Genomic DNA, 15,358 nt, shown 5'->3' with positions numbered 1-15,358 from the left:
CCATGCAGAGCCCGCTTTTCGCCTTCAACGACTCCCAGGCCCCAGGCCGCTACAGCCTGCAGAACAAGCAGATGCTGCGGGTCGTCCTGGAGGGCCACGACGACATCCTCGCTCGCAAGGGCACCATGGTGGCCTACCAGGGGCTCGTCGAGTTCGACGCCGAGTACCAGGGCCACAACCAGGCACGCGCGCGTGCGTACACCGGTGAGGGCCTGGACCTGATGCGCTGCCACGGGCAGGGCACGGTCTACTTCGCCAACCTCGCCCAGCACATCCACGTCCTGGACGTCGAGCAGGACGGTCTGACCGTGGACAGCGGCTACGTCCTCGCCATGGACTCCTCGCTGCACTACGAGGTCGTCGCCGTCGACAGCCTCTACGGCATCTCCGGGTCCGGGAAGTACCAGCTCAACATCACCGGACGCGGCCAGGTAGCCCTGATGACCTCGGGCGCGCCGCTGCTGATGCAGGTCACGCCCGACAAGTACGTCAACTGCGATGCCGACGCGATCGTCGCCTGGTCCACCGGGCTGCGTGTCCAGATGCAGGCCCAGACGCACTCCTCGGGGGTGTGGCGGCGCCGGGGCAGCACCGGGGAGGGCTGGGAGCTGAGTTTCATGGGAAGTGGCTTCGCGTTGGTCCAGCCGAGTGAACTGCTGCCGCCGCAGCACGCTCAGGTCGGTCAGGGCATCGCCGCCCAGTTCGGCATGGGCCAGCAGGGCGCGCGTGGCATGAACCAGGGCAACGTCTGGAGCTGAGGGCCCGGGAGGGCCCTGAAAGAGAGCCCGAAAGTAAGGGGCGCCCGCCGCGGCGGGCGCCCCTTACACATGCGCCGATGTCTCCAGAAGTTCCAGGTCAGAGCCGCGCACGGGTCCCTTCCAGCAGCAGTACGACCGAGTCGTCGGCGACCTCCGGCACCCTGTCGTAGTCGAACCAGCGCAGGTCGAGGGACTCGTCGCTGATCGCGTGGGCGGCGCCGCGCGGGGCGAGGGCCGCGTACTGGACGTCGAAGTGCCAGTGGCACGGCGCCGGGATCGGGTGCCGGTCCAGCCGGACCGGGCCGCCCGGCAGCAGCGTCAGCCCGGGGATCCCGGACTCCTCGGTCGCCTCCCGCAGGGCCGCCGCCGCCAGCGTGGCGTCGCCCGGCTCGCAGTGCCCGCCCATCTGCAGCCACATCCGCAGCTTCTTGTGCAGGGTCAGCAGTACCCGGCCGTGCTCGGGGTCGACGACCAGCGCGCTCGCCGTGACATGGCCGGCGTGACAGGCCTTCCACATGCCGTCCGGGTGTGCCGCGAGGTGGTCCAGATAGGCCTGGCGCAGCTCGTTCTGGCCCTCGTACCCCTTGAGGACGAGGACCGCGTCGTCGTACAGGCTCACTCGGTGTCGTCGCCCTTTGCCTGGTCTTCCTGTTCGTCCTTCTTGTGCAGGTCGGGCTTCTGCGCGGCCTCGCCGAGCATCTTGTCCAGCTCGGAGAAGTCCAGCTGCTCGCGGTGCACGAAGCCGTCCGGGTCGTCCAGGTCGCTCGCCGTCGGCAGCATGTCCGGGTGCGCCCACAGCGCGTCCCGGCCGTCGACACCGCGCGCGTCCGTGAGCGAGGCCCACAGGCGGGAGGCGTCGCGCAGCCGGCGTGGGCGCAGCTCCAGGCCGATCAGCGTGGCGAAGGTCTGCTCCGCGGGACCGCCCGTGGCACGGCGGCGGCGCAGGGTCTCGCGGAGCGCGTCAGCGGACGACAGGCGCGGCTTCGCGGCCGCGTGGACCACCGCGTCGACCCAGCCCTCGACGAGCGCCAGAGCCGTCTCCAGACGGGCCAGGGCGGCCTTCTGCTCGGGCGTGTCCTCCGGCTGGAACATGCCCTGCTGAAGGGCGTCCTGGAGCTGCTCGGGGTTCTGCGGGTCGAACTGGCCGACCACGTCCTCCAGCTTGGCGGTGTCGACCTTGATGCCGCGCGCGTACCCGTCGACCGCGCCGAACAGGTGCGAGCGCAGCCACGGCACGTGTGCGAACAGGCGCTGGTGGGCCGCCTCGCGCAGTGCGAGGTACAGCCGCACCTCCTCCTTCGGCACGCCGAGGTCCTTGCCGAACGCCTCGATGTTCACCGGCAGCAGCGCGGCCTTGCCGGCCGGGCTCAGCGGCAGGCCGATGTCGGTCGAGCCGACGACCTCGCCCGCGAGCACGCCCACGGCCTGCCCGATCTGGGTGCCGAACATGGCGCCGCCCATGGAGCGCATCATGCCGATCAGCGGGCCCGCCATGGCCTGCATCTCCTCCGGCAGGACGTCGCCCATCGCGGCGCCGACGCGCTCCGCGACCGGGTCGACCAGCTCCTGCCAGGCGGGCAGCGTCGCCTCGACCCACTCCGCGCGGGACCACGCCACGGCCGAACCGGAACCGGACGGCAGCGACGTCGCGTCGTCCAGCCACAGGTCGGCCAGCCGGACGGCCTCCTGGACCGCGGTGCGCTCGGCGGGACCGACGCTCGCGTCCTTGACGCCGTCCGAGGTGCCCTGGGAGACCGTCTGGCGGGCGATCTGCTTGGCCATATCCCAGTTCACCGGGCCGCCCTCGTACGAGAGCATCTGGCCCAGCTGCTGGAAGGCCGCGCCCAGGTCGGTGGGGTTCAGCGAACCGAACATGGCAGCGAACGGATTGTCGGCGCCGGGGCCGCCGAAGCCGCCGGCTCCGGGCGTGCCGAAACCGAACGGGTTGGCCGGTCCCTGCCCACCACCGCTCTGCTGGTCCTTCTTCTTGCCCTCGTCGCCGTCTTCCGGCTCCTCCGGCGGAAGGCCGAAACCGAATGGGGTGTCACTCACGGGAATCCTCGGCTGGTAAGGCCACCGGTTCTCTCCGGCGGCGCGGCTGCCCGACAACACCACCCAGCGTAGACACCCCGACCCGATCGGGCCTCGGTGCTTCGCCGACAGTCGGCCTGCGGCAGGATGGATGCCACCTGGTACGTACGCGTCACGCACGCTCGTACTGAAGACAACCGCTGGAGACGCCCGGTGAGTTCCCCAGATCCGCAGGTTCGCGCAGCGCGAAACCATTCAACCCCTCCCGCGGTGCGCGGGCCCGTCGTCGCCGTGACCGGCGCCGCGACCGGGGTCGGCGCGCTGCTCACCGAGCGGCTGGCCGCGTCCGAGGAGATCAGGCAGGTCATCGCCATCGACGAGCGGCGCGGGGAGTGCGCCGACGCCCAGTGGCACATCCTGGACGTGCGGGATCCGGCCATCGCGGACAAGCTCCGTGGGGCCGATGTGGTGGTGCATCTCGCGCTCGACCTGGATCTGGAGACCGATTCGGCCGCTCGTACGGCCTACAACGTGCGGGGGACGCAGACCGTGCTGACCGCGGCCGCCGCCGCCGGGGTGCATCGCGTGGTGCTGTGCACCTCCGCGATGGTCTACGGCGCGCTTCCGGACAACGAGCTGCCGTTGTCGGAGGACGCGGAGTTGCGTGCCACCGCGGAGGCCACCGGCGTGGGCGACCTGCTGGAGATCGAGCGGCTTGCGCGCCGGGCGCCCCGCGCGCACCCCGGGCTCAATGTCACCGTCGTGCGCCCCGCGGTGCTCGTCGGGGAGACGGACACCGCGCTGACCCGGTATTTCGAGTCGCCCCGCCTGCTTGTCGTCGCCGGGTCGCGGCCCGCCTGGCAGTTCTGCCACGTCGAGGATCTGTGCAGTGCCCTGGAGTACGCCGTCCTGGAGAAGGTCGACGGGGAACTCGCCGTCGGCTGTGACGGGTGGCTGGAGCAGGAGGAGGTCGAGGAGCTCAGCGGGATCCGGCGGATGGAGCTGCCGTCGGCGGTCGCGCTGGGGGCGGCGGCACGGCTGCACCGGATCGGGCTGACGCCGTCGCCGGCCGGGGATCTCGCGTACACGATGTATCCGTGGGTGGTGAGCGGGAGCCGGCTGCATGACGCCGGGTGGCGGCCGGGGTGGACGAACGAGGAGGTGCTGGCCGAGTTGCTGGAGGAGGTGGCTGGGCGGCACACCGTTGTCGGGCGGCGGCTCGGTCGTAAGGACGCGACGGCTGCGGGGGCTGCGGGGGCGACGGTCGCGTTGCTGGGGGCGGCGGCCGTGGTGCGGCGGGCTCGGAAGGCGCGGCGGCGGATCTGAGGGGTTTCTCGCCCCCGCCGCCCCTACCCGTCCCGTCCTCCAGGGGGTGGGCCCCCTTCGACCGCCCGCTTCGGGGGCTGCCGCCCCCGCACCCCCGCATCGGCCTGAACGGCCTCGTCCTCAAACGCCGGACGGGCTGAGAAGGTGGGGGTGCGGACCGGTTCTCGTCTTCGGACGTCGGACGGGGTGGATTGTGGTGGCGTCCGGTGTTCGTCCTCGGACGTTGGACGGGGTGGGACGGACCGGTGTCGGCGTCGGTGCTGTAGGAGTCTCCGAAGCCGTATGTGTGTGTGCTTGGTGATAGCGGTATTCCGTGTGGTCGTGGGCTTGCGGCACGATGGGGGGTATGGCTGCTGTTAGTGATCATCCTGGGGAGCGGGGCGCCGTCGATCCCGTGAAGTTGATCGGGATTCGGGAGAGCGCGCTCTCGGTGGACGAGGTCTTCGCGGCCGTGGGGGACTACGCGGCCGGTGGGATCGCGCTGTTCGTGGGGACCGTGCGGAATCACGACGGGGGCGCCGACGTGGACGCGCTCGGGTATTCGTGTCATCCCAGTGCCGAGAGCGAGATGCGGCGGATCGCCGAGAAGGTCGTCGCCGAGTACCCGGTGCGGGCGCTGGCCGCGGTGCATCGGGTGGGGGACCTGCGGGTGGGTGATCTCGCCGTGGTCGTCGGCGTGTCGTGTCCGCATCGGGGCGACGCCTTCGAAGCCTGTCGGAAGCTGATCGACGACCTCAAGCACGAGGTGCCCATCTGGAAGCACCAGAAGTTCTCGGATGGGACGGAGGAATGGGTCGGGGCCTGCTGAAGGGCCCCTGTCCGGCCTCCGCTTGCGTAACCCTACCCCTCGCGTGAGCGTTGTCAGTGCGGGTGATTAATCTGCTGATCAGTCAGTCGCGGACGCTCATGGGGTTGGGAGGTCGGCATGGCGGCGCTCGTCTGGTTGCTGATTCCGCTTGTGGCGGCGGTCGGTGCCGGTCTGTGGGGCAGCTGGGCCAACCGGACGAGGAAAGCGCGCAGCGACGGGCCGGAACTCGACGGGTACGCGCGCTTCCGCGAGGCCATGGAGAAGTCCCGCTCCGGCGGCTGAGCTGCGTGTGACGGGTGGCCCTGACGGTGCGCTGACAGACCCGTCCCGTACTGTCTTCGCATGCCACGCCGCACCGCGACGATGCTCGCCTCCACTCTGATGCTGATCGCGCTCCTGTGCGCCGGAGTGCTCATCAACGTGCCGTACTCGGAGATGTCTCCCGGCCCGACCGTGAACACGCTCGGGGACCACGACGGCGAGCCGGTGCTGCAGATCTCCGGTCACAAGACCTACGCGACCTCCGGGCATCTGAACATGACCACGGTGAGGGTCACCAGTGCCGACTACAAGATGAATCTTGTCGAGGCGGTCTACGGCTGGCTCTCGCACGACAACAAGGTCGTGCCGCACGACACGCTCTACCCGGACGGCAAGACGGAACAGCAGTCCACCCAGGAGAACGCCGAGGAGTTCAGCGAGTCCCAGGAGAGCGCGAAGGTCGCCGCCCTGAAGGAGCTGGGCGTACCGGTGAAGTCCTGGGTGATCGTGTCGACGGTCCTCAAGGGCTCGCCTTCCGAGGGCAGGCTGCACGCCGGTGACGTGATCAAGGCCGTCGACGGCACGGTGGTCAAGCAGCCGGCCGACGTCGCCACCCTGGTGACCAAGCACAAGCCCGGCGAGAAGGTCGTCTTCACCGTGGTCCCGGTCAAGGAGCAGGCCGCCGCCGAGAAGGCGAACAAGACGGCCACCAAGACGCAGAACGTCACCATCACCACCGCCACCTCCGACGACAGCGGCCAGAAGCGCGCCATCGTCGGGATCTCCGCCGGGACCGATCACACGTTCCCGTTCTCCATCGACATCAAGCTCGCCGATGTCGGCGGGCCGAGCGCGGGGCTGATGTTCTCGCTCGGGATCTACGACAAGCTCACACCTGGCAGCCTCACCGGCGGCAAGTTCGTCGCGGGTACCGGCACGATCGACGACGACGGCACGGTCGGCCCGATCGGCGGCATCTCGCTGAAGACCATCGGCGCGCGCAGCAAGGGCGCCCAGTACTTCCTGACCCCGGCCGACAACTGCGCCGAGGCCGCCAAGGACACCCCGAGCGGGCTCACCCTGGTCAAGGTCAAGACCATCGACGACGCCCTCGGTGCCCTCAAGGACATCCGCAGCGGAGACACCGGCGCCCTGCCGAAGTGCACCACCAAGGGCTGAGCCGGCGGGTACACGGCCGGGGGCGCCCTTTCTGACGAGGGGCGCCCCCGGTGCCGTTCGACGAGCCGGTCTCAGTCCTCGAACGTCGCCTTCAGCGCGTCCGCCAGGCCGGGGACCAGCTCGGGGCCGGTGAGGACCTCCGTCGGCGAGTCCTTCTCACGCAGGCGTACCGCCGAGTCGCGGCTGCCGTCGCGCAGTACGGCGACCGTCATCCGGACCTCCTGGCGGTCGGGGTGGCTCGCCACCCACTTGGCCAGCCTGGCCTCGCTCAGCCCCTCGGGGACCTGGGCCTCGGCGGACGGCGGCAGCATCAGCCGCTCCACCGTGAGCGCGCAGCCGACCACCGCGTCCGGCCAGGCGATGGTGCCGAGGAACTCGTCCAGCGCCTTGTCCGTTGGCACTTCGTCCTGCTCGATCGGGGTGAGACCGGTGGTCGCGGACTCGTCCTCCAGACCGAGCTGGGCCGCGAGGGCCGGTTCCTGGGTGCGCAGCCTTGCGGTGTCGACGAGGGCGAAGAGGCGAGCGGGCTGGTCCCAGCCGAGGCCGGAGGCGTACTCGTCGATCTCGAGGACGGCCCGGGTGAGCGGGTTCGCTGCCATGGGAGTGTTGGACATGGTCACAATCCTGCCTCGTTCATGGCCGGAATCGGGAACCGAGTAAGCCGTGAGTAAGTTGCATAGGTGTGGCCCCGCGATCACAGGGGGCCACGGACGGCCCCCGAACACGGGGGCCTGACAGAACAAAAGCGGATCAACAGCAGATCTACGGCGACAACAGCGACTTCGAGGTGCGCACCTTGGCTTTCCAGATGCCGGACCGCGGCGGAGGCCCGACGGGGCCACGGATCAGAGCGACCGGACGTCCGTCCCGGCGGGTCCGGACCCTGCTCCTGACACTGGGCGTCCTTTCCGTGCTCGGCATGGCGTTCACCATGTTCGCGGGCTTCTGGACGGACTGGCTCTGGTACCGGTCGGTGCACTACTCCTCGGTGTTCACCACCACCCTGTGGACCAAGATCGGGCTGTTCTCCGTCTTCGGTCTGCTGATGGCGGCCGCCGTGGGGTTCAACATCTGGCTGGCGCACCGGCTGCGGCCCCCGCTGAGTGCCATGTCCATGGAGCAGCAGAGCCTCGACCGCTACCGGATGGGCATCGCGCCGTACAAGAAGTGGCTGCTCCTCGCGGTCACCGCGCTCGTCGGGCTGATCGCCGGCGCGTCCGCGGCCGGACAGTGGCGCACCTGGCTGATGTGGGTCAACGGCGTGCCCTTCCACCAGAAGGACCCGCAGTTCCACCTCGACGTCTCCTTCTACGCCTTCGACCTGCCCTGGTACCGCTTCCTGCTGGGGTTCGGCTTCGCCACCGCGATCCTCTCCCTGATCGCCGCCGCGCTCACCCACTACCTGTACGGCGGGCTGCGCGTCACCAGCCCCGGTGCGCGCGCCACCGGTGCCGCGACCGGCCACCTGTCGGTGCTGCTCGGCATCTTCGTCGCCCTCAAGGCGGTCGCCTACTGGCTCGACCGCTACGGACTCGCCGTCAAGTCCAGCGACTTCAAGGCCACCGACAACTGGACCGGCCTGCGGTACGTCGACGCGAACGCGTATCTGCCGGCCAAGACGATCCTGTTCTGCATCGCCGTCATCTGCGCGCTGCTGTTCTTCGCCACCCTGTGGCGGCGCACCTGGCAGCTGCCCGTCATCGGCTTCGGCCTGATGGTCCTGTCCGCGATCCTGATCGGCGGCCTCTACCCGGCGATCGTCCAGAAGTTCCAGGTCCAGCCCAACGAGCAGGCCAAGGAAGCCCCGTACGTCCAGAAGAACCTCAAGGCGACCCGCGAGGCGTACGGAATCGACGACACCCAGGTCACCGAGTACACGGGCAAGAGCACCACCACGGACAAGACCAAGCTCCGGGGCGACGTCGACTCCACGGCGAGTATCCGGATCATGGACCCGAACATCGTGTCGCCCACGTTCCAGCAGCTCCAGCAGATGCGGAACTACTACGCGTTCCCGACCAACCTTGACGTGGACCGCTACACCAAGGACGGCAAGGTCCAGGACACCGTCATCGGGCTGCGCGAGCTGAACCTGGCCGGCATCCCGAAGAACAACTGGATCAACGACCACTTCCGCTACACCCACGGCTACGGCGTGGTCGCCGCCAAGGGAACCGAGGCCGACGACCAGGGCCAGCCGGTCTTCACCGAGTCCGACCTGCCGTCCACGGGCTCCCTGGGCACGTACCAGCAGCGTGTCTACTACGGCGAGAAGACGACCACGTACTCGATCGTCGGCGGTCCCCAGAAGGAGATCGACTACTCCGACGACAACGGCGAGAAGACCACCAGCTACGAGGGCAAGAGCGGGGTCAGCCTCTCCAGCCCGATCAACCGGGCCGCGTACGCGGTGGCGTTCAACGAGCCGCAGATCCTGTACTCCGGTGCGATCGGCAAGGGTTCGCGGATCCTGTACAACCGCACGCCCAAGGAGCGCGTGGAGGCGGTCGCCCCCTGGCTGACCATCGACGGCGACGCCTACCCGGCCGTGGTGAAGGGCCGTATCCAGTGGATCGTCGACGCCTACACGACGTCGAACGGCTACCCGTACGCGTCCCGTACGACCCTCGGTGACACGACGGCCGACTCGCTGACCGCGACCAACAACTCGCGCGCGGTGGTCGCCCAGCAGAACCAGGTCAACTACATCCGCAACTCGGTGAAGGCGACCGTCGACGCGTACACCGGCGAGGTCAAGCTCTACCAGTGGGACACCGAGGACCCGGTGCTGAAGACCTGGATGAAGGCCTTCCCCGGCACGGTGCAGCCGAAGAGCGCCATCTCGCAGGACCTGATGGACCATCTCCGGTACCCGCAGGACCTGTTCAAGGTGCAGCGCGAGCTGCTCACCCGCTACCACGTGACGGACGCCCAGACGTTCCTGACCGGCAGCGAGGTGTGGCAGGTGCCGGACGACCCGACCAACAACTCGGGCGACGCGGTGCCGCCGTACTACCTGAGCATGAAGATGCCCGACCAGAGCTCGCAGGCGTTCTCGCTGTCGACGACGTTCACGCCCAACGGCCGGGACAACCTCAGCGCGTTCATGTCGGTCGACTCCGAGGCCGGTTCCAAGGACTACGGCAAGATCAGAATCCTGAAACTGCCGACCAGTACGACCGTCGACGGACCCAAACAGGTCCAGAGCAAGTTCAACTCCGAACAGGACATCGCCGCCGCCATCAAACTCCTCAAGGGCGGCGACTCCGAGGTGGAGTACGGCAATCTGCTGACCGTGCCGTTGGACGGGGGCCTGCTGTACGCGGAGCCTGTCTACGTACGCGGTGCCGGGGTCAAGTACCCGCTGCTGCGCAAGGTCCTGGTGACCTACGAGGGCAGGACCGCCTTCGAGAACACCCTCGACGAGGCGCTCAACAAGGTGTTCGGGACGGACAGTTCGGACACGGGGTCCTCGGACACCGGGACGACCACACCGCCGACGTCCGGCAACCCCACGGTCCAAGAGGCTCTGAACGATGCGCAGAAGGCCTTCGAAGCGGGCCAGGAGGCCCTGAAGAAGGGCGACTGGACGGCGTACGGCAAGGCGCAGGACGAGCTGCAGGACGCGCTCAGGCGGGCCGAGGAGGCACAGTCCAAGGCCGGCAAGACCGGCGGGGGCACGACGTCGAGCAGCAGCCCCAGCCCCAGCCCCAGTGCCAGTCCGAGTACCACCGTGAGCAGCGGTCCCAGTCCGAGCGGGAGATCCAGCCCCAGCGGATGATCAAGAACGGATGATCAAAAGCGGGTGATCCAGAGCGGATGATCGAACCGGCTCCGCGCCGTGGTACGGTTGAGTCACAACGGCGCGGGGTGGAGCAGCTCGGTAGCTCGCTGGGCTCATAACCCAGAGGTCGCAGGTTCAAATCCTGTCCCCGCTACTGGAATCGAAGGCCCGGATCCTTTTGGGATCCGGGCCTTCGTGTGTTCGGGGGCAGGTCCAGCACTTCCCCTCCGGACGGCTTCCGGTGTCCGGACGGGCGGCGAACGCATGTACCGGTGGACTGGGTCGCCGTGCCGCTGTGGGGAGTTGGCCGAGATGTGTTTGACTTGTCGTTCTGTGGGCATGTCGACAAAACGCTGAAGTGACCTCACGGTCTGCGGTATACGTGGTGTACCCAGGTTGCAGGTGGTGCGACGATGAACGTTATGGGGGACAAGGCAACTCTGTTCGAGACAGGGCGATTTGTGCAGCCTTCGGGCGAGGAGCCGACCCGCGACGAGGCCGCCGAGGCCGCCGAGGAGGCGCGCCGCCGGCTCCAGGCCGAGGCGGGTGACGTCGAGTCGATGAGCGTGCTCGGCGCCATGTTGCTGCGCCGTGGCGACCTCGACGGAGCCGAGCCCCAGCTGCGCGCGGCCACCGCCGCCGGTGACCGGGCCGCCGCGAACAACCTGGGTGTCCTGCTGCATCAGCGCGGCTACCCGGAGGAGGCGGCCGGCTGGTGGCGGATCGCCGCCGTCGCCGGATCCGCGGCCGCCGCCCATGCGCTGGGCCGCCACCACCGCGAACGCGGCGACGAACCCGCCGCCGAGTACTGGCTGCGCCAGTCCGCCGAGCAGGGTCACCCGCTCGGCGCCTACGCGCTGGCCGACCTGCTGGAGCATCGGGGGGAGGCGGACGCCGGACAGTGGATGAGGGCCGCCGCCGAGCGGGGGCACCGGGAGGCAGCGTACCGGCTGGCGCGCGCGCTCGACCGCAGGGCGGCCGCGGACGAGGGCGAGACCGGGTCCGACAACGGTGTCGACACGGAGACCCCGGCCGGGGCTCCGGAGGCCGACGAGGCCGAGCAGTGGTACCGGCAGGCCGCCGCGCGCGGACACCGGAGGGCCGCGCTGCACCTGGGCGCGATCCTGGAGCGGCGCGGCGAGCTCAAGGAGGCCGGGCGCTGGTACCTGACCTCCGCCAAGGACGGCGAGGCCCGGGCCGCCTGCGCGCTCGGCTTCCTGCTGCGCGACGCCGGGGACACCGAGAGCGCCGCCGTGTGGTGGCTGCGGGCCGCACAGGACGGCGACGGCAACGCGGCGAACGCGCTCGGCGCGCTGCACGCCGAGCGCGGCGAGACACAGACCGCCGAGCGCTGGTACCGGGCGGCCATGGACGCCGGCGACGACAACGGGGCGTACAACCTCGGGCTGCTCTGCGCCGAGCAGGGGCGGACCGCACAGGCCGAGCAGTGGTACCGGCGGGCCGCGTACGCGGGGCACCGCGAGGCTGCGAACGCGCTCGCCATCCTGCTGCTCCAGGTCGGAGACACGAGCGGCGCCGAGCCGTGGTTCTCCAAGGCCGCGGAGGCGGGGAGCGTGGACGCCGCGTTCAACCTGGGGATCCTGTACGCCGGGCGGGGCGAGGACCGGATCGCGCTGCGCTGCTACGAGCAGGCGGCCGCCGCCGGGCACACGGAGGCGGCTCTGCAGGTGGGCATCGCGCGGCTGCGCGAGGGCGACGAGGCCACCGCCGAGCGCCATCTGCGGTGCGCGGCGGGCGGGGGCAGTGCCGAGGCGGCCTACCGGCTCGCGGCCGTCCTCGACGCGCGCCGGCCGGCGGTGTCCGAGCACGAGCTCGGGGAGTCGTCCCTGAACGTGAAGACCGAGTGCGAGGAGTGGTACGAGCGGGCCGCCTCGCAGGGGCACCGGCGGGCCCAGGTGCGGGTCGGGATGCTGGCCGCGGCGCGCGGGGACGTGGTGGAGGCGGCCCGCTGGTACCGGGCGGCGGCCGAGGCCGGGTCGCGCAACGGTGCGTTCAACCTCGGGCTGCTGCTGGCCCGGGAGGGGAGCGAGCCGGAGGCGGCCGTGTGGTGGGAGCGGGCCGCCGACGCGGGGCACGGGCGGGCGGCGTTGCGGCTCGCCCTGGTCTACGCGCGTCGTGGCGAGCTGGCGGAGGGGCAGCGGTGGGCCGACCGGGCGGTGGCGCTCGGTCCGGCGGAGGTGACCGAGCGGGCGGGGCGGCTCCGGGACGCGCTGCGGGAGGAACTGTCGGCGTAGGCCGATGCGTTTCCGCAGGTCAGGAGGGGGCACCGGTATTGATTTGCTTCCGTCCGCATCCCTCACGTAGTGTTCAGTTCATCGACGCGGGGTGGAGCAGCTCGGTAGCTCGCTGGGCTCATAACCCAGAGGTCGCAGGTTCAAATCCTGTCCCCGCTACTGAAGGCCGAGGGCCGGAGTCCGGAAACGGATTCCGGCCCTCGGTTTTTATGCGGGTGCCCCGGAGGCCGGGCGGATACGGCAAAGGCCCCGGCGCTCGTTCGTCACGAGTGCCGGGGCCTTGCGGAACGTTCGTCAGACGGCTGCCGCGCAGTCCGGGCACAGGCCGCGGTACGTCACCTCGACGTCGGAGACCGTGAAGCCGAAGCGCTCCGAGGCGGGAAGGTCGGCCATCGGGTTGCCGGTCGGGTGGACGTCGCGGATCGAGCCGCAGCGGGCGCAGACCAGGTGATGGTGCGGCCGGTGCGCGTTCGGGTCGTACCGCTTGGCGCGCTTGTCCGTCGAGACCTCGATGACCTCACCGAGCGAGACCAGCTCGCCCAGCGTGTTGTAGACGGTCGCCCGGGAGATCTCGGGCAGCTTGACGACGGCCTTGGCGTGCACCTCGTCGGCCGTCATGTGGACGTGCTCGCCGTCCAGGACCTCGGCCACGACGCGTCGCTGCGCGGTCATCCGCCATCCGCGTCCACGCAGCCGTTCCAGAAGGTCACTCATGGCATTCAGCCTAACAGCAGGGGGCTCCTTTTTCCGAACAGGTGTGACTTTGGAGCTCTGCTTGACTTGGACTAAGTCCAATGTAGGATCGAGTTCGGGGTCAGCAAAGTGACAGGAATGGTGTGAAATGGCGCAGGAGACAGGTGTGACGCAGGGGTCGTTGACCACGGAGGCGGGGGCGCCGGTGGCCGACAACCAGAACAGTGAGACCGCGGGCATCGGCGGTGCGGTCCTGGTCCAGGACCAGCTCCTGCTGGAGAAGCTCGCCCACTTCAACCGTGAGCGCATCCCGGAGCGTGTGGTGCATGCGCGCGGTGCGGGCGCCTACGGCACCTTCACGGTGACCGCCGACGTCACGCCGTACACGCGCGCCGCCTTCCTCTCCGAGGTCGGCAAGCAGACCGAGACATTCCTGCGCCTCTCGACCGTGGCCGGCAACCTCGGTTCCGCCGACGCCGTGCGCGACCCGCGCGGCTGGGCGCTGAAGTTCTACACCGAGGAGGGCAACTACGACCTCGTCGGCAACAACACCCCGGTGTTCTTCATCAAGGACGCCATCAAGTTCCCCGACTTCATCCACACCCAGAAGCGCGACCCGTACACGGGCAGCCAGGAGGCGGACAACGTCTGGGACTTCTGGGGGCTCAGCCCCGAGGCCACGCACCAGGTGACCTGGCTGTTCGGCGACCGGGGCATCCCGGCGTCGTACCGCCACATGAACGGCTACGGCTCGCACACCTACCAGTGGAACAACGCGGCCGGCGAGGTCTTCTGGGTCAAGTACCACTTCAAGACCGACCAGGGGATCAGGAACCTCACCCAGGCGGAGGCCGACAGGCTCGCCGGTGCGGACCCGGACAGCCACCAGCGCGACCTGCGCGAGTCCATCGAGCGCGGGGACTTCCCGACCTGGACCGTGCAGGTGCAGATCATGCCGGCGGCGGACGCGGCGGCCTACCGCTTCAACCCGTTCGACCTCACCAAGGTGTGGCCGCACGCGGACTACCCGCCGATCGAGATCGGCAGGCTGGAGCTGAACCGCAACCCGCAGAACGTCTTCGCGGAGGTCGAGCAGTCGATCTTCTCCCCGGCGCACTTCGTGCCCGGCATCGGCCCGTCCCCCGACAAGATGCTCCAGGGCCGCCTCTTCGCCTACGGCGACGCGCACCGCTACCGCGTCGGCATCAACGCCGACCACCTGCCGGTCAACCGCCCGCACGCCGTCGAGGCGCGCACCTACTCCCGCGACGGCTCCCTGTACGACGGCCGGCACGGCGGCGCGAGGAACTACGAGCCGAACAGCTTCGGCGGACCGGCGCAGACCGATCGTCCGCTGTGGCAGCCGTACGACGGTCTCGCCGGCGGCACCGGCAACCACCCCGCACCCGTGCACGCCGAGGACGACGACTTCGTGCAGGCGGGCAACCTCTACCGCCTGATGTCCGCGGACGAGCAGGAGCGGCTGATCGAGAACCTGGCCGGCTTCATCGCCAAGGTGTCGCGCGACGACATCGCCGAGCGCGCGATCGGCAACTTCCGTCAGGCCGACGGAGACTTCGGCAAGCGGCTGGAGGCCGCGGTCCAGGCCCTGCGCGGCTGACATTCCAGTACTGGACCGCTTGTCGTGGGCGGGCGGGCCGGATCCCCGGGAGGTCGGGGTCCGGCCCGTTCGGCATGCCCGGGGGGCCGCTACACGGGCTGCGGTGCGCGGGCCGGGGCCCAGCAGCGGATGATGTCGCGGACCGAGACGATGCCGGCCGGTTCGCCGCCGTCCAGGACGATCAGATGGCGGAAACCGCCGTGGGCCATCGCCCGGGCCGCCTCCTCCAGCGTCCAGGTCGGGGTGGCGAACACGACGTCGTTGGTGGTGTGGGCGTGGATGGGCTCCGTGTCCGGGTTCTGGCCGAGGCCCACGGAGTTGAGGATGTCGCGTTCGGTGAGGATTCCGATGCCGCCGGCGTCCGGGTCGTGGACGATCGCCGCGCCCACGCGGCGCGCGGACATCAGGGCGGCTGCCTGGCGGAGGGTGTGGGCGGGGCCGACGGTGAGGACCACCGTGCTCATGGCGTCACGGACGAGCATGAAAGGTGCCACCTCCTAGGGAACCGCCGGGATAGTGCGGCGATTCACAAATGCACAAGTGAGGGTTCTCTCAGGGTGGCAGGTAAAGCGAGGGTCAACAAGGGGGTGTGCGCATCCAATTGAGGGCGCACGCGCTCATATGTGCTGCGGTCAGTAACCC

Annotated in this window: 13 protein-coding genes and 2 tRNA genes; 10 read left to right on the top strand and 5 right to left on the bottom strand. The window is 69.7% G+C overall.

The window, feature by feature from the left end:
- The first annotated feature begins 2 nt into the window (after nt 1-2).
- Nucleotides 3-758: an AIM24 family protein gene (locus ACFWPS_RS22410; protein WP_383707720.1), complete on the top strand. Its 756-nt coding sequence runs from the start codon at nt 3-5 to the stop codon at nt 756-758.
- A 97-nt stretch (nt 759-855) separates the two neighbouring features.
- Here the strand turns inward: ACFWPS_RS22410 and ACFWPS_RS22405 are convergent, their stop codons facing one another.
- Complete coding sequence (locus tag ACFWPS_RS22405; RefSeq protein ID WP_383707718.1) at nt 856-1,377, bottom strand: NUDIX hydrolase; 522 nt, start codon at nt 1,375-1,377, stop codon at nt 856-858.
- Nucleotides 1,374-2,810, bottom strand: coding sequence for a zinc-dependent metalloprotease (locus tag ACFWPS_RS22400; protein ID WP_383707716.1), 1,437 nt, complete (start codon nt 2,808-2,810; stop codon nt 1,374-1,376). Before ACFWPS_RS22400 ends, ACFWPS_RS22405 begins: the two co-directional genes overlap by 4 nt.
- 192 nt (nt 2,811-3,002) lie before the next feature.
- On the opposite strand from ACFWPS_RS22400, the gene ACFWPS_RS22395 reads away from it, so the two are divergent.
- The 4 genes from ACFWPS_RS22395 to ACFWPS_RS22380 all read left to right on the top strand — a co-directional run bounded on the left by ACFWPS_RS22395 (nt 3,003) and on the right by ACFWPS_RS22380 (nt 6,363).
- Nucleotides 3,003-4,115 (top strand): SDR family oxidoreductase, encoded by a 1,113-nt coding sequence (locus tag ACFWPS_RS22395; RefSeq protein WP_383707714.1) that lies wholly within the window; start codon nt 3,003-3,005, stop codon nt 4,113-4,115.
- Nucleotides 4,116-4,461: 346 nt separating this feature from the next.
- Nucleotides 4,462-4,923, top strand: coding sequence for a molybdenum cofactor biosynthesis protein MoaE (locus ACFWPS_RS22390; RefSeq protein WP_383707712.1), 462 nt, complete (start codon nt 4,462-4,464; stop codon nt 4,921-4,923).
- 117 nt (nt 4,924-5,040) lie between these two features.
- Entirely contained in the window at nt 5,041-5,205 is a 165-nt protein-coding gene (locus ACFWPS_RS22385; RefSeq protein ID WP_383707710.1) for a hypothetical protein, read from the top strand.
- 60 nt (nt 5,206-5,265) lie between these two features.
- Nucleotides 5,266-6,363: a PDZ domain-containing protein gene (locus ACFWPS_RS22380; protein ID WP_383707708.1), complete on the top strand. Its 1,098-nt coding sequence runs from the start codon at nt 5,266-5,268 to the stop codon at nt 6,361-6,363.
- Between the two features lie 71 nt (nt 6,364-6,434).
- Here the strand turns inward: ACFWPS_RS22380 and ACFWPS_RS22375 are convergent, their stop codons facing one another.
- Complete coding sequence (locus ACFWPS_RS22375; protein WP_383707706.1) at nt 6,435-6,977, bottom strand: PPA1309 family protein; 543 nt, start codon at nt 6,975-6,977, stop codon at nt 6,435-6,437.
- Between the two features lie 194 nt (nt 6,978-7,171).
- Between ACFWPS_RS22375 and ACFWPS_RS22370 the strand changes: the two genes are divergently transcribed.
- The 4 genes from ACFWPS_RS22370 (at nt 7,172) to ACFWPS_RS22355 (ending at nt 12,561) form a co-directional block, all read left to right on the top strand.
- Nucleotides 7,172-10,144, top strand: coding sequence for a UPF0182 family protein (locus ACFWPS_RS22370; protein ID WP_383707788.1), 2,973 nt, complete (start codon nt 7,172-7,174; stop codon nt 10,142-10,144).
- 83 nt (nt 10,145-10,227) lie between these two features.
- Nucleotides 10,228-10,301, top strand: a tRNA-Met gene (locus ACFWPS_RS22365).
- A gap of 259 nt (nt 10,302-10,560) precedes the next feature.
- Complete coding sequence (locus tag ACFWPS_RS22360) at nt 10,561-12,402, top strand: sel1 repeat family protein (RefSeq protein ID WP_383707704.1); 1,842 nt, start codon at nt 10,561-10,563, stop codon at nt 12,400-12,402.
- Nucleotides 12,403-12,487: 85 nt separating this feature from the next.
- Nucleotides 12,488-12,561: transfer RNA gene (locus ACFWPS_RS22355), tRNA-Met, on the top strand.
- Between the two features lie 135 nt (nt 12,562-12,696).
- Here ACFWPS_RS22355 and ACFWPS_RS22350 read toward each other — a convergent pair.
- Complete coding sequence (locus tag ACFWPS_RS22350) at nt 12,697-13,116, bottom strand: Fur family transcriptional regulator (protein WP_089098876.1); 420 nt, start codon at nt 13,114-13,116, stop codon at nt 12,697-12,699.
- A 127-nt stretch (nt 13,117-13,243) separates the two neighbouring features.
- Between ACFWPS_RS22350 and ACFWPS_RS22345 the strand changes: the two genes are divergently transcribed.
- Complete coding sequence (locus ACFWPS_RS22345; protein WP_383707702.1) at nt 13,244-14,716, top strand: catalase; 1,473 nt, start codon at nt 13,244-13,246, stop codon at nt 14,714-14,716.
- Nucleotides 14,717-14,805: 89 nt separating this feature from the next.
- Here ACFWPS_RS22345 and ACFWPS_RS22340 read toward each other — a convergent pair whose 3' ends face one another.
- Nucleotides 14,806-15,198 carry a cyclic nucleotide-binding/CBS domain-containing protein gene (locus ACFWPS_RS22340; RefSeq protein ID WP_089098874.1) on the bottom strand — a complete coding sequence of 131 codons (393 nt, stop codon included), beginning with the start codon at nt 15,196-15,198 and terminating at the stop codon, nt 14,806-14,808.
- Nucleotides 15,199-15,358 lie beyond the last annotated feature (160 nt).

Origin of the sequence: Streptomyces sp. NPDC058457, assembly GCF_042720695.1 — a bacterium.
Lineage (GTDB): Bacteria > Actinomycetota > Actinomycetes > Streptomycetales > Streptomycetaceae > Streptomyces.
Note: the sequence above shows the minus strand (reverse complement) of the source record. Positions and strands in the feature narration are given on the sequence as shown.